Source organism: Asticcacaulis biprosthecium C19 (genome assembly GCF_000204015.1).
In the GTDB taxonomy this organism is placed as follows: Bacteria; Pseudomonadota; Alphaproteobacteria; order Caulobacterales; family Caulobacteraceae; genus Asticcacaulis; species Asticcacaulis biprosthecius.
On the sequence record NZ_GL883080.1, the window covers coordinates 149,580 to 172,994 of the forward strand.

Genomic DNA, 23,415 nt, shown 5'->3' on the forward strand with positions numbered 1-23,415 from the left:
AGGCTTGACGTGATTCCACGCCCAGCGGAGCCTTCCCATGCGCACAGTTCTTCTCACCTCGGCCGCCGTCCTTGGCGCAGCCTTCCTGTTGCCGGCCACGGCTCATGCCATCGAAGATCCCTATATCGCGGCCCGCGCCAGCACGCTGGGCGTCGGCGTCGAAGGCGGTGTGAAGGTCGCGCCCTTCTTCCGCGTGCGGGGAATCGTCCAGGGGCTCAATGTCGACTATGACGACGAGATTGACGACGTTCAATACAACGGCAAGTTCAAGCTGGGCTCGGCCGGCGTGACGGCTGACTTCTTCCCGTTCAACGAAGGTCCGGTGTTTATTTCGGCCGGGATTTTCTCGAATGGCAACAAGATCGACGCTTCCGCCCGCCCGACCAGCAATACCGAAATCGGCGGCGTTACCTATACGCCGGACCAGATCGGCACTTTGACCGCCAAGGCGCGCTACAAGTCGACGGCGCCCTACCTCGGTGTCGGCGCCGAATGGAGCCTCTACCCGGCGGTGATCAGCCTGGAAGCCGGCGCCTTTGTGCAGGGCGAGCCCAAGGTCACCCTGACTTCCGACGGCAGCTTCGCCAGCAACCCGGCCTACCAGTCGTCGCTGGAACAGGAACGCCGGTCGATCGAGGACGACCTCGATAAAACCAAGGTGTGGCCGGTGGTCTCCCTGGCCGTCGGCATTCGTTTCTGATCAGGGTTTCTTCGCGAAGGTGACGCTTTTCGGCGCGTCACCGCCGTGGAAATGCAGGCTTCGGGTGACGTCACCCAGGCGAATATTGACGACGCCTTCCGGCGCTTCCTCAGACGACGGGAACAGCCCGTAATCGATGGTCACTACCGTCGGCATCGTCGTGAGCTTCCCGCTGTAGACAAAGATCAGGTCGTCGCCGCGAAAGTCGTGTGACACGAACCTGAGACCCTGGCCGTTCACAATAAAGGCTTCAGCCAGGTGGTCTTCCAGGGCCTTGAGGGCCTGCGGGTCATCGACGCTGGGCGCCGCCTCAGGCGCCAGCGCGACCAGTTCCGGCTCGGTGTCATGCGCCGACAGGGTGTGGGTGACCACCACATCTCCGCTTTCGGCGATGGTCACGACCGAAAGCGTGTGATGACCCCGATGGGCTTGCGCCGCGCCAGCGGCCATCAGGCCAGCGGCGAAAAGCAGCATCAGAAATCGTCTCACTTCTTTTCCTCGGCTTTTTTGGCCTGAGGCTGGGTTTTCACGCCATCGGGCGTAACGACCATCTCCATGTCCTTCATGCGGTTGGAAGCTTCTTCATCGTCAGTGATGCTCAAGGTCACCGGATCGATGCGGCGCGGGAAGGCGTTGTTGGCGACGTCGGTGTCGGCCGTTTCCCACAGTGGATCTATCTCCGCCTGCTTCAGCGTCTTGGGCGTGACGTACTGCCAGATGGCTTCGGCCGGATTCATCCGCCAGATCTCCGCCGGGATACGCACGGTTTCGGAGGTGCCGTCGGTGAAGTCCAGCTTCAGGATGACCGGCATAACCAGGCCGCCCTTGTTGCGGAAGGTGAAGTTATAGAAGCTGTCCTTGACCGCCAGAGCCTCTTTCAACTCAGGATCGGCATCCTTCATGGCATCGGCATACTTCTTCTTCGCCTTGACGGTCGGGGTGAATTCGTCAGTGGCGTCGTAGAAGTCGCGCGTCGCCGGATCGGTTTCGACCACCGTTGGTTCAGTATTGCGCACGGAGGTCAGGGAATCGGGCTTTTGGTCGTCCTGCAGCTTGTCCCACGGCTTTTCAATTTCGGGGTCGCGGGTATTGATGCGCGCCTTCTTGATGTCGGCCAGTTCCAGGTCGACATGGTCGGTCGAATAGAACCAGCCGCGCCAGAACCAGTCGAGATCCGTGCCCGAGGCCTCTTCCATGGTGCGGAAGAAGTCATAGGGCGTCGGACGCTTGAACGCCCAGCGCCGGGAATATTCCTTAAAAGCGAAGTCAAAGGTTTCACGGCCCAGGATGGTTTCGCGCAGGATGACCAGGGCGGTCGCCGGCTTGCCATAGGCGTTGTTGCCGAACTGCATGATCGATTCCGAATTCGTCATGATCGGAACCTGATTTTCGCTCAGCATATATTCGCGGATTTCGCGAGGTTCACCGCGGCCACGCGGAAAGTCCTTGTCCCACGTTTTCTGGGCTTCGAACTGGATGAAGGAGTTGAGGCCTTCGTCCATCCAGGTCCATTGCCGCTCATCGGAATTGACCGCCATGGGGAACCAGATGTGGCCGACTTCGTGGATGACGACCCCGATGAGGCCATACTTCGCGCGTTCGGTATAGGTCAGTTCACCGGTCTTCTTGTCCTTGATGGGACGCGGACCGTTGAAGGTGATCATCGGATATTCCATTCCGCCGACCGGACCGTTCACCGATTGCGCTGTCGGATAGGGGTAGGGGAAGGCGAAGTCGCCATAGACCTTGAGCGTATGGGCAATCGACTTGGTCGAATAGGCGTCCCATAGGGGGCGGGCCTCCTTCGGGTAAAAGGACATGGCCATGACCACCGGATGGGCCGGATCGGCATTCTTCACGCCCTGGGCATCCCATATGAACTTTCGCGATGAGGCGAAGGCGAAGTCGCGGACATTGCCGGCCGTAAAATGCCAGGTGCGTGTACCGGATGGTTTGCCACCCTCGGCCGCCGCAGCCTCCTGCGGCGTTACAATATAGACCGGCGCGGACGCTGTGCGGGCCTGGGCCAGGCGCTGCTGCTGGACGGATGTCAGGACGGCTTCGGGGTTGCGCAGTTCACCCGTCGCCGAGATGATGTGGTCGGCCGGTACGGTCAGTTCGACATCGTAGTCGCCGAATTCCAGCGTGAATTCGCCGGCGCCGACAAAGGCCTTGTTGTGCCAGCCCTCATAGTCGGAATAGACCGCCAGGCGCGGGAACCACTGGGCGCCGAGGAACAGACAGTTGCCGTCCTCGCCGGGCTTGGTGAAGCATTCATAGCCGGAGCGGCCGCCCACGACCCTGGTTTCGGGGATCGGAAGTGTCCAACTGACCGAAAAGCTAAGGCTTTCACCGCTTTTCAACGGCTGCGGCAGATCGATGCGCAGCAGACTGTCGACCACGGTGAAGGGCAGGGGGGCACCGTTGGCGTCTGTGACGCGCAGGTCATTAAAGCCACCTTCCCATGTCTGCATGCGCTTGGCGCGGCGCACACCGCCGACCGAAAGCTCTTTGCCGGCCGTGGTTCGCGTCAGTTCGGCAATCGAGTCGCGCTTGTAATTGTTGTGGTCGAGCGCCAGCCACAGATAACGCAGAGTGTCCGGCGAATTGTTGGCATAGGTGACGGTTTCGCTGCCGGTCAGCGAACGCCCGGCCTCATCCAGGGTGGCGCGGATGCGGTAGTCGACCTTCTGCTGCCAGTAACGGTAGCCGGGTTCACCGGCAGCATTGCGGTAGTCCGTCGGCGTCGGCCAGGCCTCGCCTTCCAACTGACGGAACTTGTCCTCGAATCTGCCCTTGCTCTGGTCGACAGGGTCGGCATGGACGACGGCCGGCGTTGTCAGCAACGCCATTCCCAACATAAAACGCTTCACGATCGCTCCTGCGGACACGGATAACTGGTTTGCATTGAAACCAACAGGTCCCGCCAATGCAAGCGAATTGTCACGTTTCTGACATTATTGACCGGAGTGTTCCAGGGACACCTGATGCGGATAGGGCACTTCGATTTCCGCCGCATCCAGCGCCGATTTCACATCCAGGATCAACCGTGTCCGCGACGCAAGGACGTCTGACGGCATGACCCATATGGCGATGCGGATCGTCATGCCGCTTTGGGCAAAGTCCTGCACGGCGACCCATGGCTCGGGGGCCGCCATGCGACCGGGTTGATCCTTGGCGACCCGAAGCAACAAGGCCAGGCAAGCGGGTAGGTCGGTGGCCATGCCGACATCAAGTTTCACCTCGATCCGGACAGCCCCATTTGTGGTGAGGTTGCTGATCTCATTAGAGAAGATCTTGGTATTGGGGACAAAAACGCGAACATTGTCGCCATTATTGATCTCGGTGGCGAACAGCCCCAGGCGGTGGACTGTGCCGCTGACCTCACCGATCTTGACGCTGTCGCCTATGCGATAAGGACGGTTGAACAGGATCATCAGGCCGGCGGCGACATTGCCCAGGGTGCCCTGCAACGCCAGACCGATGGCCAGGGACGCTGCGCCTAGCACGGCAATGAACGAGGTCGTTTCGACCCCCAGCCTGTTCAGCGCGGCCACCAGCCCCACCGTCAGCAGCAGCCAGCGGATCACCTGCGACAGAAATTCCGGCAGGGTGCGGTCGGCATCGTTCTGGACGAAGCGGCGGACGAGTTTCTTGGCACCGTCAGCCAGCCACTTCGACACCCACAGCGTGATCAGCAGAATGATGCAGGCAACCGCTATATTGCCAAGTATATCCGGGTAATTAAGCAACCGGTCCAGCAGGTCGGCTGAAGGTGCGGCGGGCTCGGCCGTCATGCCTTGCGTCTTTCCTTGAAGAAGCCCTTGAGCAGGGCCGAACTGTCCTCACCCAAGACGCCGTCGGTCACCTCGGGCCGCCAGTGGCAGGTTGGCTGGGCGAAGAATTTTGGACCATGTGCCACTGCACCGCCCTTAGGGTCTGGCGCGCCATAGATAACCCTGGCGATACGGGCATGCGAAATGGCGCCGGCGCACATGGCGCAAGGTTCCAGCGTGACATACAGCCACAAGCCGCCAAGTCTATAATTGCCGATGGCCTGTCCTGCGGCGCGCAAAGCCAGGATTTCGGCATGAGCACAGGGGTCGTTAAGCAAGATCGGCGAATTTCTGGCCGTCGCCACAACAGTTTTACTTGACGGATCGAAGATTAGAGCGCCTATCGGCACCTCACCGGACCGGGCCGCTTCATGGGCCAGGTCCAGCGCCGCCAGCATCAAGGTTTCGTCTTCGCTTTGCATAAGCGTTTTCAAAGACGGGTCTGGCTCCGGCGTCAAGTACAATTCAAGGATATGACCGTGACCGACGAGAGTAACGCTGGAGAGCGTGACGTTTCGCAACCGAACGAAGCGCCCCAAACGCCCGAAAAGACCTTTACCAAGAAGCCATTTGTCAAGAAGGACGGCTTCAAGAAGGAGGGGGGCAAGGACGGCAAGCCGCCGCCCAAGGCCACGGAACGTATTGCCAAGGTTCTGGCCCGAGCCGGCCTGGCCTCGCGCCGCGAAGTCGAGCGCCTGATCGGTCTGGGCAAGATCGCCGTCAACGGACGCATCCTGGAAACCCCGGCTGTTCTCGTCTCGTCGGCCGATATCATCACGGTTGAAGGTCAGGTCATCGGCAAGGCCGAACCGACACGGGTGTGGCGCTATCACAAGCCTGTCGGTCTGATCACTACCCATTCCGATCCGCAAGGCCGTCCGACCCTGTTCGATCAACTTCCGACGCACCTGCCGCGCGTCATTTCGGTCGGTCGCCTCGATCTCAACTCCGAAGGCCTGCTGCTGCTGACCAATGACGGTGAGTTGGCGCGGTCGCTGGAAAAGCCGTCCTCGGGCTGGGTCCGCCGCTATCGTGTCCGCGCCCTGGGGCACGCCAGCCAGTCGCGTCTCGACGCGCTGAAGGACGGCACCACGGTCGAAGGCGTCATCTATGGCCCCATGGAAGCGACGATCGACAAGGTCGCCGAAAAGGCTGACGGCCGCGCCAATGTCTGGCTGACGGTCGCGATCACCGAAGGCAAGAACCGTGAAGTCCGTAAGGTGTTGGAATCGATCGGCCTGAAGGTCAATCGCCTGATTCGCCTGGCCTACGGTCCGTTCCAACTCGGCAACCTGGAAACAGGCGAGGTCGAGGAGGTCGGTCCGAGGGTGATCCGGGAACTGCTGGCCGACGTCGTGTCGCTGAAGAACCTGCCGCCGGAAGGTGCCTCCCAGACCGGTGATGCCCCGCGTGAGCGTCCGGCCCGTGGTGATGCCCGAGGTGAAGGCTTTGGCGGCCGTCGTGGTGGTGGCGATCGCTTCGATAAGGGCGACCGCCCTGACCGCGGTGACCGCACGTCGAGCCGTCCCCAAAACGCCCGTGGTAAGCCGGAGTTTGCGGAAAAGCGTGAATTCAAGGAACGCGACTTCGACCAGCGTCCGCGCTTCGAAGGCGACGGCGAGGCCCGCGACCGTAAGCCCGAACGTCCGTTTGAGAACAGGCCTTTTGGTGAACGCAAGTCCTTCGGCGATCGCAAGCCGTACGGCGCCCGTGACGGCGGTGATGCCCGATCGAGCTACACGCCGCGTCCGGACCGGGGCGCCGGAAATGATCGCAAGCCCTTTGAGAAGAAGCCTTACGCACCGCGTCCGGCGGGTGACGATGCCCGTTCCGGCTACACGCCGCGTCCCGAACGTGGCGGCGACAACGACCGCCGTCCGTACGCCAAGACGTCATATGCTCCGCGCCCGGACCAGGGTGAAAGCGGTGCCTATGAGCGCGCCAAGCGCGAGTTCGGTGCTCAAGACCGTCCCAAGCCGCGTTTCGACCGCCCGGCGGGCGACGATGCCCGCTCTAGCTATAAACCGCGTCCGGAGCGCAGCGCAGACGGCGCCCAAAAGCCCTACGCCTCAAAGCCTTACGCCAAGAAACCCTATGCACCGCGTCCCGCCCAAGGGGAAGCCGGCGCATATGATCGCGCCAAGCGTGAATTCGGGGGCCAAGACCGTCCCAAGCCACGATTTGACCGCCCGGCGGGCGACGACAGCCGTTCCAGCTATTCGCCTCGCCCTGACCGCGGTGGTGACGCGTCCAAACCCTATGCCGCGAAGCCCTATGCCAAAAAGCCCTATGACAACAAGCCGCGCGGCGACCGTCCGGCCGGAGAGGGCTATAAGAAGCCTTACGCCGCCAAGCCCTATGGGGCGCGTGCGGACTCCCGTGACGGCGGCGACAGCAATACTAAGCGCGAATATGCACCCCGCCCCGACCGTGAAGTTGGCGCAGGCGGCGGCTACAAGAAGCCGTTTGTTCGTAAGGGCCCGCCGCGCGACGGCGAGGGTGGCGGTGAGCGCAGCAGCTATGCCAAGCCGTTTCAATCATCTGGCCGGCCTGCCGGCGATCGCCCGGCCTATAAGGGTCGTGACGGCGGCGGTGATGCCCGCAAAAGCTTTGGTGACCGACCCCGTTCGGGTGGGTTCGGTGGCAAGCCAGGCGGCGCCCCACGCTCGGACGGTCCCCGGGGCCCGCGTTCTGATGGGCCCCGTTCCGATGGGCCACGTCCCGGCGGCAAGCCTCCATTCCGTAAGCCGCGCGACCAGTAAGCGCGATGCGGGTTGTCGGCGGCGAGTTCAAGGGGCGCAGCCTCGCCACTCCGGACGGGCGTAACACACGGCCGACGTCGGACCGTGCCCGCGAGGCCATTTTCAACGTTTTGGCCCATGCCGACTGGGCGCCGGATTTCGACGGCGCCCGGGTGATGGACGTGTTTGCCGGCTCGGGCGCTTTGGGCTTCGAAGCCCTGTCTCGCGGCGCCACCTTTTGTCTGTTTATCGAAACCGACGAGGGCGCGCGTGGCGCGATTCGGGACAATGTCGAAGCCTTCGGTCTTTTTGGTACGACCCGTGTCCACCGTCGGGACGCGACCCAGCTGGGCGTCCGTCCCGGTCCGAAAAGCGAAGCCTTCGACCTCGTTTTCCTCGATCCGCCCTATCACAAAGGCTTGGGAGAGAAGGCTTTGGAGGGTCTTGTTAGCGGTAACTGGCTGTCCGAAAATGCCATAATCGTCTTCGAGCGCGGTTCGGATGAGGACGATTTTGTCACAGGGGTGTGGGAAATAATCAACACAAAAACCTATGGCGCAGCGCAGGTTTTGTTCATTAAACAAAAAATTTACATTAAATAATCCATTGAATTTAAACGACATAATATCGTTACTGCGCCTGCGAGTGGTATTTTTGGCGCAAGGCCCGAGATTTTGTATTGACGGGTCGTCCGTCTTATCCACAATATGTCGTTAACAAGGCGTAAATGATAAGCAGGGCATAAAACTTGCTATGACGCCTGGTAGAGTATCACTAAAATACTAGGGGTGATGAGATGGACTATCAAGCGGCGCATGCTGTTAAAACCAAAGTGTCAAAGCGTCGTCCGGACGCGCTGAAACTCCTGCTGATTGCGGGACTTAGCGTCCAGGCCTGGGGTGTCGTAATGGGGCTTGGCCTCATCATTCTGAACCTGACTCACTGATATTCATACGCACCTGCGCACCTTTTGGTCCGCGGGTTTTTTTATGAAATCTTTATGTCGGAAATAAAGAAAGGGATGCGATCGCCGCATCCCTTTTCCAGTGGCAACGGTCCAGTGCCACCGGCGTCTTGATATGTAGCCGATTTCCGCAAGCTCTGCGATGACTCGCTCAGCGTCGCCCGAAGAGCTTCTCGATATCCTTCAGCTTCAGTTCGACATAGGTCGGCCGACCGTGATTGCACTGACCGGAGTGCGGCGTGGCCTCCATCTGGCGCAGCAGGGCGTTCATCTCGTGGGCATTGAGACGCCGGCCCGATCGCACGCTGTGGCGACAGGCATGGTCGCCGCAGATTTCCGCCATCCGCTCTTTCAGCGCCAAAAGTTCGCCGTGCTCGGTCAAATCGTCGACCAGGTCACGCACCAGGCCGGAAATATCGCAATCTCCCATCAGCGCAGGAATATCGCGCACCAGCACACTGGTCGGGCCAAAGGCCTCAACCTGCAGGCCCATGGTGGCGAGGTCATCGCGCCGGGCAACCAGGCGCGCCACCTCTTCACGTTCCAGGTCGACGATCTCCGGGATCAACAGGCTCTGGCTCTGGACGTGGCCCTGGGCCATGGCGACCTTCATCTCTTCGTAGACCAAGCGCTCATGGGCGGCGTGCTGATCGACAATGACCAGCCCGTCGGCGGTCTGGGCGATGATATAGGTCTCGTGAATCTGTGCCCGGGCGGCGCCCAGAGGAAACGCATCCACCGCGGATGCCGCTACATCTACTGGTCGTTCGAGAACCGGCGCTTCGGACACGCCGAGCGCATAGGCCGCAGTCTCATACGAAACTGGTTCAAAACGCGCGGTCGGCGCGAAGGGTTCCGGCGCCATGTAGGGGCGTACGGCCGCGATCTGGGACGGCGTCGGCCGGTTCAAGTTGAGAAGGGGCTGGACGCTTTCGACGCGGAAGCCCGTCAATGCTGTCTGCGCCACGGTTGTGGCGGCCCGGTGGCCGGCGGAGGCCAGGCCGTGCTTCAGCGCGCCGATAATCAATCCACGAACCAGGTTGGGATCGCGGAAGCGCACCTCCGCCTTGGCCGGGTGAACGTTGACGTCGAGGTCCTGCGGATCGATCTCGACGAACAGGGCGGCCAGTGGGTGACGGTCGCGCGCCAGGAAATCGGCATAGGCGGCGCGAAGCGCCCCGGTCAGCAGTTTGTCGCGCACCGGCCGGTTGTTGACGAAGAGATACTGGTGCATGGCATTGCCGCGCGAAAAGGTCGGTAAGCCGGCATAGCCCGTCAACCGCACGCCTTCGCGCGCCTGGTCGATCAACAGGGCGTTGTCGCCGAAATCGCTTCCCAGGATGGCAGCCAGCCGCCGCAAGCGGCCTTCGAAGCCGGCCTGTTCGGCGAACAGTTTCAGTACCCGCTTGCCGTCCAACTCGAGCGAGAAGCCAACGTCTTCATGGGCCATGGCCTGGCGCTTGACCTCTTCGGCGATGGCCATGTTTTCCGAGCGTTCGGACTTCATGAATTTCAGACGCGCCGGCGTGGCGTAGAACAGGTCGCGCAGATCGATGCGCGTGCCATGATCGCCGCCAAAGGCCGCCGGTTTCAGGCCAGAAACGGCACCGCCGTCGACCTGGATGGCCAAGGCGTCACCGCCCCTGGACTTGGAGACGATGTTGAGCCGCGCGACCGAGCCCATAGAGGGCAGGGCTTCGCCGCGGAAACCCAGGGTCTGGATGTGAAGCAGGTCCCAGGTTCCATCGGCTTGAGGCTTGAGTTTCGAGGTGGCGTGACGTTCGACGGCCAGTTCCAGGTCGGGGCCGGCCATGCCCGATCCGTTGTCTTCGATCAGGATGCGGCTGAGGCCCCCCTGTTCGGCGCGGATATCGATATGGCGGGCGCCGGCGTCGATGGCGTTTTCAACCAGTTCCTTGACCGCCGAGGCGGGGCGCTCGACGACCTCACCGGCGGCGATGCGGTTGATGGTATCCTGGGGCAGACGCTGAATGTTGGACATCCGTTCATACTAGCCGGAGTCGGGAGGATTGTTAAGAAAGGAAGTTTTTGACCACGAACCACACGAACGGCACGAACTTCGAGGTGTAGCGGAAAGAGAGGCGGCCGTTGTCGCTATCCGAAGGTGGACCACGGATGGGCACGGATGCCGCTAAGCGGCCGCCGCATCCGTGGTTCAACACATTCTGACGCGCGGGCATCCACAAAACATCAAGCACGTCCAAAAGTTCGTGCTTTTCGTGAAGCCGCGCAGCGGCGGTTCGTGGTCAAACCCTTACGAACCCTCCAACCCCATAGTCTATGGCCGCTTGAACACCAGCGCCATCCGATCCGTCTGACCGCGCACCGCCGGATCGAACACATTCTTGCTGTGGTCCTCGGTGGTTTCGAGCACGGGGCTGTCGTGCGCCAATTCGAAGCCGGCGGCCTTGAAATCGGCGACCACGCGGGCCTTCTCAATCCGGTGCAGCGTATTGGTCTGGTCGATGCCAACGCCGGCCGCCGTGTCGTGGTCGGTAATGATTACGACCCCGCCTGGCTTTAATTGCGACTTCAGCAGAGCGACAAATGTCTGGACGTTATAGTCCGCCGGCTGGTGGTTATAGGTGTCATGATAAACCATGCCCATGAAAATGACGTCGTAAGGCTCAGCCGGGGCTGGCATGGCGGTGAAATCCGCCGTCATCAGGCTGACATTGGGCCGCGCTGCCGCCAAGGCATCGCGCGCCGGGCCCATCTTGTAGAAGTCGACCCAGCTCTGTGGGTTCTGCGAGACGACCTTGCCGTCACAGACGGCCGCTGACAGCAGGTAGGTGGCATAGCCCTGGCCGGCGCCGATATCCAGAACATGGTCGCCCGGCTTGACGTGGCTGAGCAGGAAATCGATCTCGGCCTTGCGCACTGCGTCGCGCTCGCGCTGGTCGGCGGGGCGGTCGGCCCGGGCAACCGCCGCTGAGACGCGGGTATCGAGCGAGGCATCGGCTGCACAATCCGGGCTGGCCAGAGCCGGCACTGCACTGAGGCTAAGAATAAGAGCAAGTGAGAGGGAACGCAGCGATACCATGGTCTTCTCCTGTGAGTTCATCCATGAAAAAAGGCGTCCCGACGGAACGCCTTTTTCCAAATTCTCACAAGTGAATTTTCTGCAATCACAGGCCCGGAAGCTTGAACTTGCGTTCCTTCTTCTGAGCGATGACGATCGGCTGCTCGCCGGTCAGCGCCTTGACGCGCTCGGCCTCGGCGACAGCATCGACCTGGGCGACTTCGGCCCCGATGGCCGTGTTCGAACCAGCGACGGTCGTATCCTTCTTGCGCCAGAACAGCACCGTATCGGCGAAGCTGGCGTCCTTGTAGGTCAGGTCACCGAACTCGTCGTCAACGACATAGCGTGCCAGGGGATCAGCCTTCTCGGCGCCGGCCTGGGCGACGAACAACTGTTCCCCCTGGGTCCGGTTGACAGCGTCACGCTGGCCCAGCAGAGCCTGACGCGCGGCGCTTTCCGGCTGCAGTTCCTGCGGGCGCGGTTCGCCGGGGGCGGGCGGACGCAGGGCATAGTCAGGCGGAACCACCAGCGGTGCCTTGGTAACGACGCGGAATTCGTCCGGTACGACCTTGTTGAGGCCCAGCGCACTCTTGGTGGACTCACAGCCTGTCAGGCCCAGTCCCGCCAAAAGCGCCAATCCGGCCGCGACCTTAAGCGACTTCATGTAGTAAGCTCCATTTGCCCCCGTCGCGGACGCAACCGCCCGGACAGGGAGTGATACTTGGTTTATGGCCGTCTGCCAAGGGGTTAACCGAATCGGTCACGCCCGAAAACGGTCACATCTGGGGCGGAGCGGCCTTGGCCTGGCGCTCCGACTGGTAGAAATACCAGGCCAGCAGCGCAATGCCGATGCAGATGGCGCTGTCGGCGACATTGAAGACCCACGGGAAAAACAGACCCGAAAAGTCGAGAAAGTCGACGACATAGCCGAAGCGAATCCGGTCGATGGCGTTGCCGATGGCGCCGCCTGCGATCAGAGCGAAGGCAATGCCCAGCAACGGACGGCGAACCCGGAAGACAATCCAGGTCAAAAGCCCTGCCACCACCAGCTGGAACACGGTCAGCACCCAGCGCATAAGTCCGCCGGAGCCGAGCAGTCCGAAACTGATCCCTTCGTTGTGGACCATGCTGATCTTAAAGAACGGCAAAATCTTGACGCTGTCACCCAGGTTGGGTGTCAGGGCTGACAAAACCCACACCTTGGACGCCTGATCGACCAAAATAATGATCGCGATGATCCAGGCCAGCCTGAGACCAAGCGCTGTCACGGGCTGGCGGAACTCGGCCTTCAGCTTCTCGATATCATCCTGCATGGGCGGCATCCCAGGCAGCGACGGCCTCGGCGTCCCGCAAGGACAGGTCGGGATAGAGGGCATCGCTGCCCACTTCCGGCAGGATGCGCCACGACCTCTGGCACTTTTTCCCTTCGGCTTTCTGGAAGACGACGGCGACCGTGTTGATGCCGTCCAGGCGGAAGGCGTCGTCCGGCGCCGTCTCCAGAGAGAGCGTCGCCTGCGAGGTGCGGAAGACCTCGGCGGCATCGATCAGGTCGCCGGAATTGTCGGCAAAGGCTTCGTACAAAGCGATATCGGCGATATGAACCACCGGCGCGGCTTCCAGGGCCGAACCGATGACCTTGTCGCGGCGCTTTTCTTCCAGGGCGGCGGTGACCACCGACAGGACGGTTTCGATCTTGCCCCAGCGTACGGCTTCCGATGGATTGGCCCAGCGTTCGGGCACCTCATCCAGGACGCGGAAAAGGTTGGCCTTTTCTTCGGGGAAGCGTGACGTCCACGCCTCTTCAGCCGTGAAGGTCATGATGGGGCCCAGCCACGCCGTCAGCCGTTCGAACAGAATGTTCAGCACGGTGCGGCAGGCGCGGCGGCGGATGGCGGTCGGCTGATCGCAATAGAGGCTGTCCTTGCGCACGTCGAAATACAGCGTCGAAAGGGTCTGGGAGCAGAACTCACTGACCGGCCGGATGACGGCGGCGAAATCGTACACCTCGTAGGCGTCGCGCACCTTCTGATCCAGGGCATGGACCTCGTGCAGGACATAGCGCTCCAGCGACGGCAGGTCCTGATACCCGACAGCTTCCGAAACCTCATATCCGTTCAGCGCTCCCAGCAGGTAGCGCATCGTGTTACGCAGCTTGCGATAGGCGTCGACTGTGGTCTGGATGATCTGCTTGCCGATACGCAGGTCTTCGGAATAGTCCGACAGCGCGACCCACAGGCGCAGGATTTCCACACCCGATTCCTTGGCGATGTCTTGCGGCGCAACGACATTGCCCAGCGACTTGGACATCTTCATGCCCTTCTCGTCGAGCACAAAGCCATGGGTTAGCACGCCCTTGAACGGCGCTTGGCCGCGCGTGCCGCACGATTCGAGCAGCGACGACTGGAACCAGCCGCGATGCTGGTCCGAGCCTTCGAGATAGAGATCGGCCGGCCAGGCAGTATCTCCTCCGTTTTCTGGCCGGTCCTCGAGCGTAAAGGCGTGGGTCGAACCCGAGTCGAACCAGACATCGAGGATGTCGGTGACCTTCTCGTAGTTTTCGGGGTCATAACCCTTGCCGAGGAAGTCGGCATCCGGCCGGGTGAACCAGGCGTCGGCGCCTTCGGCGGCGATCAGCTTGATGATGCGGGCATTGACGGCTTCGTCACGCAGAGGTTCGCCGGTCGCCTTGTCGACATACATGGCCAGAGGCGTACCCCAGTTGCGCTGGCGGCTGATCAGCCAGTCCGGGCGCGTCTCGACCATGCCGCCGATGCGGTTGCGGCCCGAGTCGGGATAGAATTGCGTCGCATGGATGCCGCGCAAAGCCTTGGTGCGCAGGCCATCTCCATCTTCACTGTCCATACGGATAAACCACTGCGCCGTATTGCGGAAGATCACCGGGGCTTTGGACCGCCAGGAGTGCGGGTAGGAGTGTTCGACCCGTCCGCGAGCCAGCAGGTGGCCGGTCTCGATCAGCTTGTCCATGACGGCGCCGTTGGCGGGGCCGAACTTGCCGGCCTTCTTGCCCTCGACCTCCAGCACCTGTAGTCCGCCGAACAGCGGCACATGCGGGTAGTAGGCGCCGTCAGGATTGACCGTGTCGGGGATCGAATCGAGCGAACGGCCCGACTTCAGCCACACCAGGTAATCGTCGGTCCCGTGGCCCGGGGCCGTATGTACAAAGCCGGTACCGGCGTCGTCGGTGACGTGATCACCGGCCAGCATCGGCACCTCGAAGCCGTAACCGGCATCCAGCGTCGCCAGCGGATGGGCCAGGACAAAGCCCGACATGACATGGCCTGGCACGTCGATGACCTTATCCCAGGCCGACGCATTGGCGGCGATAAGTACGGCTTCGGCCAGCTTGTCCGCCAGGATCAGTTTATCGCCCGGCTTGGCCCAGGGCGCAAAGCCCAGTTCGGCCTCCGACTTCATGCCAGTGATCTCATAGACCGAATAGGCGATCTTGGGGTTGAAGCTGACGGCGCGGTTGGCAGGGATGGTCCACGGCGTCGTGGTCCAGATCACCACGTGGGCGTTGGCCAGTTGTTCGTTCAGTTCGTCGGCCTCTTCGGCCGAATCTCCGAAAACGCTGGAACTCGCTGTATTGGTCACGGGGAAGCGCACCCACACGGTCGGCGACACGTGCGGATGATATTCGACCTCGGCATCGGCCAGGGCAGTGCGTTCGACCGGCGACCACATCACCGGCTTGGAGCCGCGATAAAGCTGGCCCGACATCAGGAACTTGTGGAACTCGGCCGTCACCTTGGCTTCGGTGTCGAAGTCCATGGTGGCATAACGCTGGTCCCATTCGCCCAGGACCCCCAAGCGCTTGAATTCCTCACGCTGGACGTCGATCCATTGCAGAGCGTACTCGCGGCAAGCCTTGCGGAACTCGGCGGCGGGGACCTCGTCCTTCTTGCGGCCCTTGGCGCGGAAGGCTTCCTCGATCTTCCATTCGATCGGCAGACCGTGGCAATCCCAGCCCGGGACGTAGTCGACGTCATAGCCCAGCAGGAAACGCGAACGGACTACAAAATCCTTCAGGATCTTGTTCAGCGCGTGGCCGATATGGATATTGCCGTTGGCATAGGGCGGGCCGTCGTGCAGCACAAAGAGGGGCGCACCGGCGTCTTTGCGGGCCTTGCGGACGGCATGGTAGAGGTCGGCGTCTTGCCATTTTTTCAACATCTCGGGCTCGGCCTTGGGCAGGCCGGCACGCATGGGAAATTCGGTCTCGGGCAGGAAGACGGTGTCGCGGTAATCGCGGGTTGTTTTGGGATCAGTATCGGGCATGGCTTTTCGTCAGGTATTAGTGTGTCGGCAATAGGGCCAAGGAAATACAAAAAGGGTGCGTGTCCCGGCGCGGCTTTCCGCACCGGGCGTCAAATTCGTATAACGGTCCCAAACATCGACATGAGGTGGCTTTAACAGAGCCCTTTCGCCTTGCCTAGCGGGAAAGGCGCGCTTAAGTGAGGAAGTGTTGCAATGGAAGGACGGCCCGCAGCGAACGTTTTCCCAGGCTGGCGCGTGTAAGCCGTGCTGCCTTTTTCCCTATGAGGGTTTTTATGAAATTTGCATCCTTTGCCCTTGTCACCGCGCTGGCCCTTGCCGCCGGCGCCTGCCAGTCTCAGCCGGCCCCCGGTGGCGAGGCTCCGCTCAGCACCGGTGAGCCGCCCTTTACCGTCACCGAAGTGGCGCGTTTCGACTCGCCATGGGCCATGACCTTCCTGCCGGACGGCAGCCTTCTGGTCACCGAGAAGTCGGGCAAGCTCAAATGGTTCGCCAACGGTACCGCGAAGGATGTCGCCGGTACGCCGACGGTCAAGGATGATGGCCAGGGCGGTCTTGCCGATGTTACGCTGGCGCCGGACTATGCCACGTCCAACACCGTCTATCTCAGTTGGACGGAAGCGGGCACCGGTGGCAAGAGCGGCGCCGTTGTCGGGCGGGCGAAGCTCGTGCTGGAGGGCGCCCCGCATCTCGAGGGCCTGAACGTGATCTGGCGTCAGGACAAGGTCAGTGGCGACGGCCACTTCTCGCAGCGCATCGTGTTTTCTCCCGACGGCAAGTATATGTTCGTGACCTCCGGCGAACGTCAGAAGTTCGATCCGGCCCAGGACCTGAAGCTGAACCTGGGCAAGGTGTTGCGCCTGCTGCCGGACGGCACGCCGGCGCCCGGCAATCCCTTCGCCGGAAAAGGCGGCAGTTCCGACCAGGTGTGGAGTTATGGCCACCGCAACCTTTACGGCCTGGCGTTCGACAAGGACGGCCGCCTGTGGGAGAACGAGATGGGCCCCCAGGGCGGTGACGAGGTCAACCTGGTCGTCGAAGGCAAGAATTACGGCTATCCGATCGTCTCCAACGGTGATCATTACGGTGGCGCCGACATTCCCGATCATCCCAACCGTCCCGAGTTTGAAGCCCGAAAGTGTGGTGGAACCCTTCAATCTCGCCGTCCAGCCTGCTGATCTACAGCGGTTCGAAATTCCCGCAGTGGCAGGGTGACATGTTCATCGGCGCCCTGTCGGGGCAGTCTCTGATCCGCGTCGACCTCGATGGCGATAAGGCCGTCAAGGCGGATCGCTGGGATATGGAGACGCGCATCCGCGAAGTCGAGCAGGGGCCGGACGGTGATATCTGGCTGCTGGAAGACGGTTCCAGCGATCCCGGTGGCCGTTTGTTGCGGCTGAGCCCGAAGGGTTAAGGCTGCTGGCATAATTTGGCAGTAAAGGGCGGTATTCCCTTCTGAGCGTAGAGGAATATTGCCATGTCCCAGAATCGAGAAAAGATCGATTTTAAATCTGAATACAAAAGCCTGTACGGCCCGCCTCAGAAGGACTTCCTCCTCGTCGAGGTTCCGCCCTTGCCTTATCTCATGTTTGACGGCCGGGGTGATCCGAACAGTGCGCCGCTCTATCAGCAGGCCATTGAAGCCCTCTATTCCCTGTCTTACACGCTCAAATTCATGAGCAAGCGCGCCTTCGGCCGTGACTATGTCGTCGGTCCACTGGAAGGCCTGTGGTGGGCCGACGATTACGGCGCCTACACCACGCCGGGCCGTCGCGACGAGTGGAACTGGACCATGATGATCCTGCAACCCGACTGGATCGAACCGGCCCATCTCGAAGCCGCCAAGGCCGAGGTCCTGATGAAGAAGGGCCTGCCGGGTATCGAAACCGTCCGGCTCGAAACTATGGAGGAAGGGCTGAGTGCGCAGATCCTGCATATCGGATCCTACGCTGATGAAGCTGCGACCCTGGCGCGTCTGCATAACGAATGGCTACCGCGGAATGGCCTGGCCGAACGAGGCAAGCATCACGAAATCTACCTCAGCGACGCCCGTAAGGTCGAGCCCGCAAAGCTGAAGACCATCCTGCGCCAGCCGGTAAGACCCCTTCAGGGGTGATATATCTGGACTTGCCGGCCTGCGCCGTTCAACGTCAGCCGGTCATCACCGGGGAGTTCCATCATGATCATGAAAACCTTAGCCCTTTCGGGCGCTCTTGCCTTGGCCATCTGCGCTGGGAGTGCCACCTCAGCCCTGGCTCAGACTGATTATAGCGGCCTGTGCGTCGCGGTTGGCGTTGAGATCGGCCTGCGCGGTGAGGCCGCCCAGGAAGCGCTCGATCAGGCCGTCGACGCCGCGGGTTCCGACGTTTCCGACGCCGACCAGGCCGAGATTGACGCCCTCCAGGAACTGCTCGACAACCTCGAAACCATCTCGGCCAGCATGGACGTATTATACGACGCCGAGGCGACGCCGCCGACCGGCCCCGAAATGGACACGGTCGGCGAGGCAGGCATTGAGGAACTGCTCGATGCTGCCAACGAATGCGTCGACGCCGCCTGACGGCTTGCGCCGGACCTTCGGTTTTGTTCACTGTCCGGCAAAACCGGAGGTCTTCATGCGTTTCAATGCCATCCTGATTCTGGCGGCCCTGGCCGGTTGTTCGGCGCCACCGAAGACGGAGGCGCCGAAACCGTCGCAGGCGGCGGCCGACACCTTCACAGGCTGCGAGTGGCAGGAGGTCAAAGGCAAGACGCTGTCGATCTGGTCCTACGCCTGTGGCCCTACGTTCGGCGGCGTCCGGCTAATCGCCGATGACAATTTACCGGGTTTCAGTCTGAAGATGGATAGTGAATCCGGCAGCACTGTCATCCAGCCGGTGATCCGTGTCTTCACCAAGCCTGCCGATGCGCCGATCGAGTCGATCCTGCCGCAGATCCGCGCTGCATCACCCGGCAAGGACACAGCGACCTGTTCTTTTGAAGAGATCACTATGCCGCCGCTGTATAAGGATGAGGACGCCGTCTATCAACTGGCGCCGATGGGGGAGGCCAAGGCGCGCTGGGACAAAAACGTCGGTACGGGCGAGGACCCGACGCCGCCCTGCGGCGACCTCGGCGTGGCTTTTTCCAGCAATCAGCTCTTCGAAATCATGAAAGATGATCCGACCAAGGTCGTCTACATCAACTATGGCAGTGAGATTCAGGTCTTCGACACTACCACGCTGAAATCGCTCAAGCGCTAAACCACGCCCGCGCCGTGCCTGCATCCTTCTGGATCTGCACACGCATCTCTTCGAACGAGTCGAACTTGGCTTCCGGCCGGATAAAGTCGCGCAGCAGGGTCTCTACCGTCTGGCCGTAGATATCCTCCTTGAAGTCGAAGAGATAGGTTTCCAGCAGTTCGATATTGCCGCCGACCGTCGGCCGCACGCCGATATTGCTGACGCCATTGACCACCCGGCCATCGCCCAGCCGCGTCTGGGTGACATAGATGCCGTAGCGCGGCCGCAGATAGTCACCGAGGCGGATGTTAAGGGTCGGAAAATCGATAGTCCGGCCCTGCTTGGCGCCGTGGATGACCTCGCCGACATAGGCCTGGGGCCGGCCAAGGATGTTCTCGGCCGTGCGGGCATCTCCGGCCAGCAGCGCATCGCGCACCGCGGATGACGACAGCTTCTGCCCGGCTTGGTCGGTTTGCAGCGGCAGGATATCGGTGGTGAAGCCGAACTGCTCCCCAAATGCCACCAGGTCCTTGGCATGGCCGCCACCGCGCTTGCCGAACTGGAAGTCGAAGCCGGCCGAGCAATGGCTCAAGGCCAGATGATCGCGCAGGATGACACGGGCGAAGGCGTCGGCGTCCAGCGACGACAGATTGCCGTCGAACCGGATGATCAGGGCATAGTCGACACCCAGGGCCTCGAAGGCGCGGACTTGCTGCGACACGCGCATCAGCCGGAAGGGCGAACTATCCGGCCGGAAGAAGCTCTGCGGGTGCGGATCGAAACAGATGACCGATGAGCGCGCCCCGGTCCGCGCAGCAGCGTCGATGGCGCTTTCGATGACGTGCTGGTGACCGATATGGACGCCGTCAAAGCTGCCGATGGCGGCGGCAGTGCCGCGCGGCAGGTCTCCACCTTCGACCGTGACCCCGCCATCGGCCTGCACGGTCAGCACCAGGGCGGTCAGGCGCTGGGGACGCAGGGCTTTGGGCAGGCTGTCGAAGGGGAACATGGTCGATCCAGGCGGTGATGATGACGTGATCGCCGCCTGGCAAGGGCGACTGCCCGCCGCTGCTTATGCGGCGAGCCAGGCGGCGTTTGAGCTCCACTAAGTTCGCTTGGGGGCAATGACGACAGCGGTGCCGTCGACAAAGGTCTTGTTGCGCACCTTGACCACCGTGCTCAGGGTCACGTGCCCGGACTTCAGATCGATGGCGGTTATGGTGACCATGACCGTAGCATCGTCGCCCGGGCGTACCGCACGTCTGAAGTTCAGCGACTGTGACACATAGATGGCGCCGCGGCCGGGCAGGTCGGATGCGAGGGTCGCCGAGATATAGGCGCCCATCAACATACCGTGGGCGATTCGCCCCTTGAACGGCGAGGCTGCGGCGAAGGCCTCGTCGACATGGACCGGGTTATGGTCGGTCGACACATCGGCAAAGGCGGCAATGCCGGCATCATCGACCATGAAGACGCGCGAGGCGGTCTGGTCGAGGCTTAGTTCGTCGAGATAAAAGCTCTGGCTCATGGGGGTGGTTTAGGTGAAGCGCACCGCAGGAACAAGGGGGCAGGAGGTCGCAACCGTAACGATTCGTGTCCCGCGACGGGACGATTCTGCGAAATTAATCAGATAGCTTCACTATGATTCGTGGTTAATTTAAGATATATCGTTGATTTATAACGGAAATAAATCGAAATGCTCTTAACCTGATTTTATCGGGTTTGATCGATATTGGGACCTGTCTTCAAACGAAGGGCCTGCGTCCTGCAGGGCCCAACCTTAGAAAAAGTGGGGCGTTTACACATGGCCATCGATATGTCCATGCCGGTCCTTGTCGTCGATGACTACAAGACTATGCTGCGGATCATTTCCAACCTGCTCAAGCAATTGGGCTTTGAGAATGTCGAAGAAGCTTCGGACGGCACCGAGGCGCTCGACAAGATGAAGAAGAGCAACTACGGTCTGGTCATCTCCGACTGGAACATGGAGCCGATGACGGGTTACGAGCTGTTGCTCAAGGTCCGGGCGGACGACGTTCTGAAGAGAACACCGTTCATCATGGTCACGGCCGAAAGCAAGACCGAGAACGTGATTGCCGCCAAGAAAGCCGGTGTTAACAATTACATTGTTAAACCTTTCAATGCCGCGACTCTCAAGCAAAAGATCACGGCCGTTCTCGGCGAATTCTAAGTAATTCTTTTTGTTGGAACTATCATGGCTCAGCCTGCATCCAAAAGGGACCAAGCCGTAGACCTGGAGGGATTTGATCCCGCCCTGGTCAGCGAGCTCGAGCCCAAGCTCATAAACCTGATGCAGCAGTCCGAGGCGCTGGTCGCCCTGATGCGCGGGTTTTTCCAGCAACTCGACAAAAAGCGTTCGGATGAATTTCGTATCATCGCCGGCTACATCGCCAAGGCGAAGGAAGAGATCCGCGAAATGCGTCCCCACGACATTTCGCATGACCGCATCCCGACGGCCGGCGCCGAACTGGAAGCCATCACACGCGACACCGAAAACGCCACCCATGCCATCATGAATGCCGCAGAGGCCATCATGGGCATGTCGGAAGGTGAGCCTGGCTACAAGGCTAAGGTCGACGACGAAGTGATGAAGATCTTCGAAGCCTGCTCGTTCCAGGACATCACCGGACAGCGCGTGTCGAAGGTGGTAAACGTCTTGAAGCAGATCGAGGAGCGCGTCGGCAAGCTGGCCAGCACCTTGGGCGTCGACGACAAGCCGGTTGAAATGACTGCCGAAGAAAAGCGTCGTCACGACCTGCTGCTCAACGGTCCGGCCATCGGTGGTCCGGAAACCAAGCAGGACGCCATCGACGCCATGTTCGATGATCCGCCGGTATCGGTCGTCAAGGCCGATGCGCTTGCCTCCAAGGCTCCCGCTCCCGCTCCCGCTCCCGCACCAGCTCCTGCTCCGGCCCCGACGCCGAAGCCCGTGGCAGCTGCACCTGCACCGAAACCTGCGGCTCCTGCACCTGCGCCCGCTCCGGTCGCCCAGGCTCCCGTAGCTAAGGCTCCCGTAGCTAAGGCACCGGAACCGGAAGCCACGAACAGCCAGGACGATATCGATGCCTTGTTCGACATGCCTGCAGAGGATTTGAGCAAGCCGGCATCTCAGGACGATATCGACGCCCTGTTCGACTAAAAAGTTTACGAGAAAAGCAAAGACATCGCAGCGGCCTGCGCCAAGAGCCGACGGTGACATATTGCGATGGTGCGGACAGCGCGGTGAGCCAGGAATGGCCTCCGCGCTGTCTGTTATGCGGCGTCAGACCATCGCCATGTGAAGCAGCGGGTGAGGCCTGCCGTCATTGTCGCGTTCGGACTGTCCCGTAACGCGAAATCCCAACCGCCCATAAAAGCCGACCGCCGGAAGGTTCTGTTCGTTGACATCAACCATCAAGGGGCCGGCCAGGCTGCGGGCGTGCTCGACCAACTGCCGGCCGATTCCCTTACCAGCATGGGCCGGGCTGACGAAAAGGCTGTCGATGCTGTTGTCGGTCAGACCCATAAAAGCGACGGCGTGGTCGTCATCGTCCGACATCACCCAAAGATCCGCCACCGCCAGACAATGATCGGCCACCCGCATGGCGATCTCATCAAAATCTTCAGGCGTCAGAAATTAGTGGGTTGCCCTGACCGAGTCGCGCCAGACATCGAAGAGGCGCAGGCGGTCGTTATCACGCACCTTGCGCAGGATCATGCCGACCAGCGCAGGGCGTCGGCGACATATCTGGCGTGCGCCATCTGGATATCCAGCAGCGTCTTGAGACGCAGCGGGTCGAGTCGGCCTGAATCGTCGGTGGCTTCGATCGCGTGGATACCGGCGGCGACAAACACCAGGTCCAGGCCTTGCGCATTGGCCCCCAGAACATCGGTCGGCAAGCCATCGCCGACGGCGAGAATTTTGGACTTGGCCACGGTTTTTCCGGTCAGCTTTTCGAGGGCAGCGTAACAGAGGTCGTAAATCGGCGGGTAGGGCTTGCCGGCCATGATCACTGGTCCGCCGAGGCTGGCGTAAAGGTCCGCCAGTGACCCGGCGCACATGATGATCTGGTCGCCGCGCTGGACCACCTTGTCGGGATTGGCGCAGATCATGACGATCTTGCGCTGGGCGGCGATGGTAAAGGCATGCTGGTACTGGTCCAACGTGTCGTTTTCGTCGTCGAAGGGCCCCGAGCACGAGATAAAGGCAGCGGTTTCCGGCTTGCCGCTCAGGTCGATCTCCAGGCCCTGATAGAGAACATCGTCGCGCATCGGCCCAACACGCCAGCAGGATCCCTTTGGCGCGAACTGGCGCAGGTATTCGCGGGTGGCGTCGCCGGACGAAATGACATCGGAAAAACCGTTGTCATAGATGCCCAGCGAAGCCAGCTGGCTGATCAGATCGGCCCGCGGGCGCGGCGAGTTGGAGATCAGGATGACCGGGCCACGCTCGGCCTTGAAGCGGCGCAGAGCTTCGTAGGCGGGCGGGAAATGCTGGCGGCCGTTGTGGATGACTCCCCAGATGTCGCAGAAGATGGCGTCATAGTCGCCGGCCACATCGGCCAGGCCATTCAACAGGGTAGGGGAGGTCATAAAGCTTTATCCGGCAACTGA

The 23,415-nt window shown here is 61.3% G+C and carries 22 protein-coding genes and 1 pseudogene; 10 read left to right on the forward strand and 13 right to left on the reverse strand.

Annotated elements, in window-relative coordinates; translation table 11 throughout:
- The first annotated feature begins 37 nt into the window (after positions 1-37).
- Entirely contained in the window at positions 38-700 is a 663-nt protein-coding gene (locus ABI_RS23930; RefSeq protein ID WP_006274736.1) for a hypothetical protein, read from the forward strand.
- On the opposite strand, the gene ABI_RS19255 is transcribed toward ABI_RS23930, so the two are convergent.
- The 4 genes from ABI_RS19255 to ABI_RS19270 form a co-directional block, all read right to left on the reverse strand.
- Entirely contained in the window at positions 701-1,174 is a 474-nt protein-coding gene (locus ABI_RS19255) for a DUF6702 family protein (protein ID WP_006274737.1), read from the reverse strand.
- A gap of 11 nt (positions 1,175-1,185) precedes the next feature.
- On the reverse strand, positions 1,186-3,561 hold the full coding sequence (locus ABI_RS19260; RefSeq protein WP_006274738.1) for a M1 family metallopeptidase: 2,376 nt from the start codon (positions 3,559-3,561) through the stop codon (positions 1,186-1,188).
- A 96-nt stretch (positions 3,562-3,657) separates the two neighbouring features.
- Positions 3,658-4,497 (reverse strand): mechanosensitive ion channel family protein, encoded by an 840-nt coding sequence (locus tag ABI_RS19265; protein WP_050808362.1) that lies wholly within the window; start codon positions 4,495-4,497, stop codon positions 3,658-3,660.
- On the reverse strand, positions 4,494-4,958 hold the full coding sequence (locus ABI_RS19270; protein ID WP_006274739.1) for a nucleoside deaminase: 465 nt from the start codon (positions 4,956-4,958) through the stop codon (positions 4,494-4,496). The genes ABI_RS19265 and ABI_RS19270 overlap by 4 nt, the downstream gene beginning before the upstream one ends.
- A 57-nt stretch (positions 4,959-5,015) precedes the next feature.
- Here ABI_RS19270 and ABI_RS26565 point away from each other — a divergent pair, with 57 nt between their 5' ends.
- From ABI_RS26565 to ABI_RS25790, 3 genes are all read left to right on the forward strand, one after another.
- A complete protein-coding gene (locus tag ABI_RS26565; protein ID WP_006274740.1) occupies positions 5,016-7,298 on the forward strand; it encodes a pseudouridine synthase in 2,283 nt (760 codons plus the stop codon).
- A gap of 5 nt (positions 7,299-7,303) precedes the next feature.
- A complete protein-coding gene (gene rsmD, locus ABI_RS19280; protein WP_006274741.1) occupies positions 7,304-7,879 on the forward strand; it encodes a 16S rRNA (guanine(966)-N(2))-methyltransferase RsmD in 576 nt (191 codons plus the stop codon).
- Between the two features lie 194 nt (positions 7,880-8,073).
- Positions 8,074-8,223, forward strand: coding sequence for a hypothetical protein (locus ABI_RS25790; RefSeq protein WP_006274742.1), 150 nt, complete (start codon positions 8,074-8,076; stop codon positions 8,221-8,223).
- A gap of 169 nt (positions 8,224-8,392) precedes the next feature.
- Here ABI_RS25790 and mutL read toward each other — a convergent pair whose 3' ends face one another.
- From mutL to ileS, 5 genes are all read right to left on the reverse strand, one after another.
- Positions 8,393-10,243 (reverse strand): DNA mismatch repair endonuclease MutL, encoded by a 1,851-nt coding sequence (mutL, locus tag ABI_RS19285; protein WP_006274743.1) that lies wholly within the window; start codon positions 10,241-10,243, stop codon positions 8,393-8,395.
- Positions 10,244-10,540: 297 nt separating this feature from the next.
- Positions 10,541-11,305, reverse strand: a complete 765-nt coding sequence (locus ABI_RS19290) for a methyltransferase domain-containing protein (protein ID WP_083811573.1) — start codon at positions 11,303-11,305, stop codon at positions 10,541-10,543.
- 85 nt (positions 11,306-11,390) lie between these two features.
- Positions 11,391-11,948 (reverse strand): DUF3035 domain-containing protein, encoded by a 558-nt coding sequence (locus ABI_RS19295; RefSeq protein ID WP_006274747.1) that lies wholly within the window; start codon positions 11,946-11,948, stop codon positions 11,391-11,393.
- 112 nt (positions 11,949-12,060) lie between these two features.
- The gene (gene lspA, locus ABI_RS19300) at positions 12,061-12,597 is read right to left on the reverse strand and encodes a signal peptidase II (protein ID WP_006274748.1); all 537 of its coding nucleotides are present in this window, start codon (positions 12,595-12,597) and stop codon (positions 12,061-12,063) included.
- A complete protein-coding gene (gene ileS / locus ABI_RS19305) occupies positions 12,587-15,583 on the reverse strand; it encodes an isoleucine--tRNA ligase (RefSeq protein ID WP_040309749.1) in 2,997 nt (998 codons plus the stop codon). The genes lspA and ileS overlap by 11 nt, the downstream gene beginning before the upstream one ends.
- 425 nt (positions 15,584-16,008) lie before the next feature.
- Between ileS and ABI_RS19310 the strand changes: the two are divergent.
- The 4 genes and pseudogenes from ABI_RS19310 to ABI_RS19325 all read left to right on the forward strand — a co-directional run bounded on the left by ABI_RS19310 (position 16,009) and on the right by ABI_RS19325 (position 18,822).
- Positions 16,009-16,994: pseudogene (locus tag ABI_RS19310) on the forward strand (PQQ-dependent sugar dehydrogenase).
- A 63-nt stretch (positions 16,995-17,057) separates the two neighbouring features.
- Positions 17,058-17,696 (forward strand): GyrI-like domain-containing protein, encoded by a 639-nt coding sequence (locus tag ABI_RS19315; protein WP_006274750.1) that lies wholly within the window; start codon positions 17,058-17,060, stop codon positions 17,694-17,696.
- 63 nt (positions 17,697-17,759) lie between these two features.
- A complete protein-coding gene (locus ABI_RS19320) occupies positions 17,760-18,140 on the forward strand; it encodes a hypothetical protein (protein ID WP_006274751.1) in 381 nt (126 codons plus the stop codon).
- A 55-nt stretch (positions 18,141-18,195) separates the two neighbouring features.
- A complete protein-coding gene (locus ABI_RS19325; protein WP_006274752.1) occupies positions 18,196-18,822 on the forward strand; it encodes a hypothetical protein in 627 nt (208 codons plus the stop codon).
- On the opposite strand, the gene ribF is transcribed toward ABI_RS19325, so the two are convergent.
- Both ribF and ABI_RS19335 read right to left on the reverse strand, forming a co-directional pair.
- Positions 18,812-19,810 carry a riboflavin biosynthesis protein RibF gene (ribF, locus tag ABI_RS19330; protein WP_006274753.1) on the reverse strand — a complete coding sequence of 333 codons (999 nt, stop codon included), beginning with the start codon at positions 19,808-19,810 and terminating at the stop codon, positions 18,812-18,814. The two genes, ABI_RS19325 and ribF, sit on opposite strands and share 11 nt — an antisense overlap.
- 96 nt (positions 19,811-19,906) lie before the next feature.
- Entirely contained in the window at positions 19,907-20,329 is a 423-nt protein-coding gene (locus ABI_RS19335) for a MaoC family dehydratase (protein WP_006274754.1), read from the reverse strand.
- A gap of 276 nt (positions 20,330-20,605) precedes the next feature.
- On the opposite strand from ABI_RS19335, the gene ABI_RS19340 reads away from it, so the two are divergent.
- Together ABI_RS19340 and ABI_RS19345 are read left to right on the forward strand one after the other, a co-directional pair.
- Positions 20,606-20,992, forward strand: a complete 387-nt coding sequence (locus tag ABI_RS19340; RefSeq protein ID WP_006274755.1) for a response regulator — start codon at positions 20,606-20,608, stop codon at positions 20,990-20,992.
- 24 nt (positions 20,993-21,016) lie between these two features.
- Positions 21,017-21,961: a protein phosphatase CheZ gene (locus ABI_RS19345; RefSeq protein WP_006274756.1), complete on the forward strand. Its 945-nt coding sequence runs from the start codon at positions 21,017-21,019 to the stop codon at positions 21,959-21,961.
- A 123-nt stretch (positions 21,962-22,084) separates the two neighbouring features.
- Here the strand turns inward: ABI_RS19345 and ABI_RS19350 are convergent, their stop codons facing one another.
- Together ABI_RS19350 and ABI_RS19355 are read right to left on the reverse strand one after the other, a co-directional pair.
- Positions 22,085-22,405, reverse strand: coding sequence for a GNAT family N-acetyltransferase (locus tag ABI_RS19350; protein ID WP_006274757.1), 321 nt, complete (start codon positions 22,403-22,405; stop codon positions 22,085-22,087).
- A 110-nt stretch (positions 22,406-22,515) separates the two neighbouring features.
- On the reverse strand, positions 22,516-23,394 hold the full coding sequence (locus ABI_RS19355; protein ID WP_006274758.1) for a TIGR01459 family HAD-type hydrolase: 879 nt from the start codon (positions 23,392-23,394) through the stop codon (positions 22,516-22,518).
- Positions 23,395-23,415: the final 21 nt, after the last annotated feature.

What these genes read in the sequence shown, in the direction of transcription:
- ABI_RS25790 (WP_006274742.1), top strand. Translation starts at nt 8,074, where the DNA reads ATGGACTATCAAGCGGCGCATGCTGTTAAAACCAAAGTGTCAAAGCGT.
- ABI_RS19355 (WP_006274758.1), bottom strand. Translation starts at nt 23,394, where the DNA reads ATGACCTCCCCTACCCTGTTGAATGGCCTGGCCGATGTGGCCGGCGAC.
- ABI_RS23930 (WP_006274736.1), top strand. Translation starts at nt 38, where the DNA reads ATGCGCACAGTTCTTCTCACCTCGGCCGCCGTCCTTGGCGCAGCCTTC.
- ABI_RS19325 (WP_006274752.1), top strand. Translation starts at nt 18,196, where the DNA reads ATGCGTTTCAATGCCATCCTGATTCTGGCGGCCCTGGCCGGTTGTTCG.
- ABI_RS19345 (WP_006274756.1), top strand. Translation starts at nt 21,017, where the DNA reads ATGGCTCAGCCTGCATCCAAAAGGGACCAAGCCGTAGACCTGGAGGGA.
- ABI_RS19255 (WP_006274737.1), bottom strand. Translation starts at nt 1,174, where the DNA reads ATGCTGCTTTTCGCCGCTGGCCTGATGGCCGCTGGCGCGGCGCAAGCC.
- ABI_RS19270 (WP_006274739.1), bottom strand. Translation starts at nt 4,958, where the DNA reads ATGCAAAGCGAAGACGAAACCTTGATGCTGGCGGCGCTGGACCTGGCC.
- ABI_RS19335 (WP_006274754.1), bottom strand. Translation starts at nt 20,329, where the DNA reads ATGAGCCAGAGCTTTTATCTCGACGAACTAAGCCTCGACCAGACCGCC.
- ABI_RS19265 (WP_050808362.1), bottom strand. Translation starts at nt 4,497, where the DNA reads ATGACGGCCGAGCCCGCCGCACCTTCAGCCGACCTGCTGGACCGGTTG.
- ABI_RS19295 (WP_006274747.1), bottom strand. Translation starts at nt 11,948, where the DNA reads ATGAAGTCGCTTAAGGTCGCGGCCGGATTGGCGCTTTTGGCGGGACTG.
- lspA (WP_006274748.1), bottom strand. Translation starts at nt 12,597, where the DNA reads ATGCAGGATGATATCGAGAAGCTGAAGGCCGAGTTCCGCCAGCCCGTG.
- mutL (WP_006274743.1), bottom strand. Translation starts at nt 10,243, where the DNA reads ATGTCCAACATTCAGCGTCTGCCCCAGGATACCATCAACCGCATCGCC.
- ribF (WP_006274753.1), bottom strand. Translation starts at nt 19,810, where the DNA reads ATGTTCCCCTTCGACAGCCTGCCCAAAGCCCTGCGTCCCCAGCGCCTG.
- ABI_RS19315 (WP_006274750.1), top strand. Translation starts at nt 17,058, where the DNA reads ATGTCCCAGAATCGAGAAAAGATCGATTTTAAATCTGAATACAAAAGC.
- ABI_RS19290 (WP_083811573.1), bottom strand. Translation starts at nt 11,305, where the DNA reads ATGGTATCGCTGCGTTCCCTCTCACTTGCTCTTATTCTTAGCCTCAGT.
- ABI_RS19350 (WP_006274757.1), bottom strand. Translation starts at nt 22,405, where the DNA reads ATGCGGGTGGCCGATCATTGTCTGGCGGTGGCGGATCTTTGGGTGATG.
- ABI_RS19340 (WP_006274755.1), top strand. Translation starts at nt 20,606, where the DNA reads ATGGCCATCGATATGTCCATGCCGGTCCTTGTCGTCGATGACTACAAG.
- rsmD (WP_006274741.1), top strand. Translation starts at nt 7,304, where the DNA reads ATGCGGGTTGTCGGCGGCGAGTTCAAGGGGCGCAGCCTCGCCACTCCG.
- ABI_RS19260 (WP_006274738.1), bottom strand. Translation starts at nt 3,561, where the DNA reads ATGTTGGGAATGGCGTTGCTGACAACGCCGGCCGTCGTCCATGCCGAC.
- ABI_RS19320 (WP_006274751.1), top strand. Translation starts at nt 17,760, where the DNA reads ATGATCATGAAAACCTTAGCCCTTTCGGGCGCTCTTGCCTTGGCCATC.
- ileS (WP_040309749.1), bottom strand. Translation starts at nt 15,583, where the DNA reads ATGCCCGATACTGATCCCAAAACAACCCGCGATTACCGCGACACCGTC.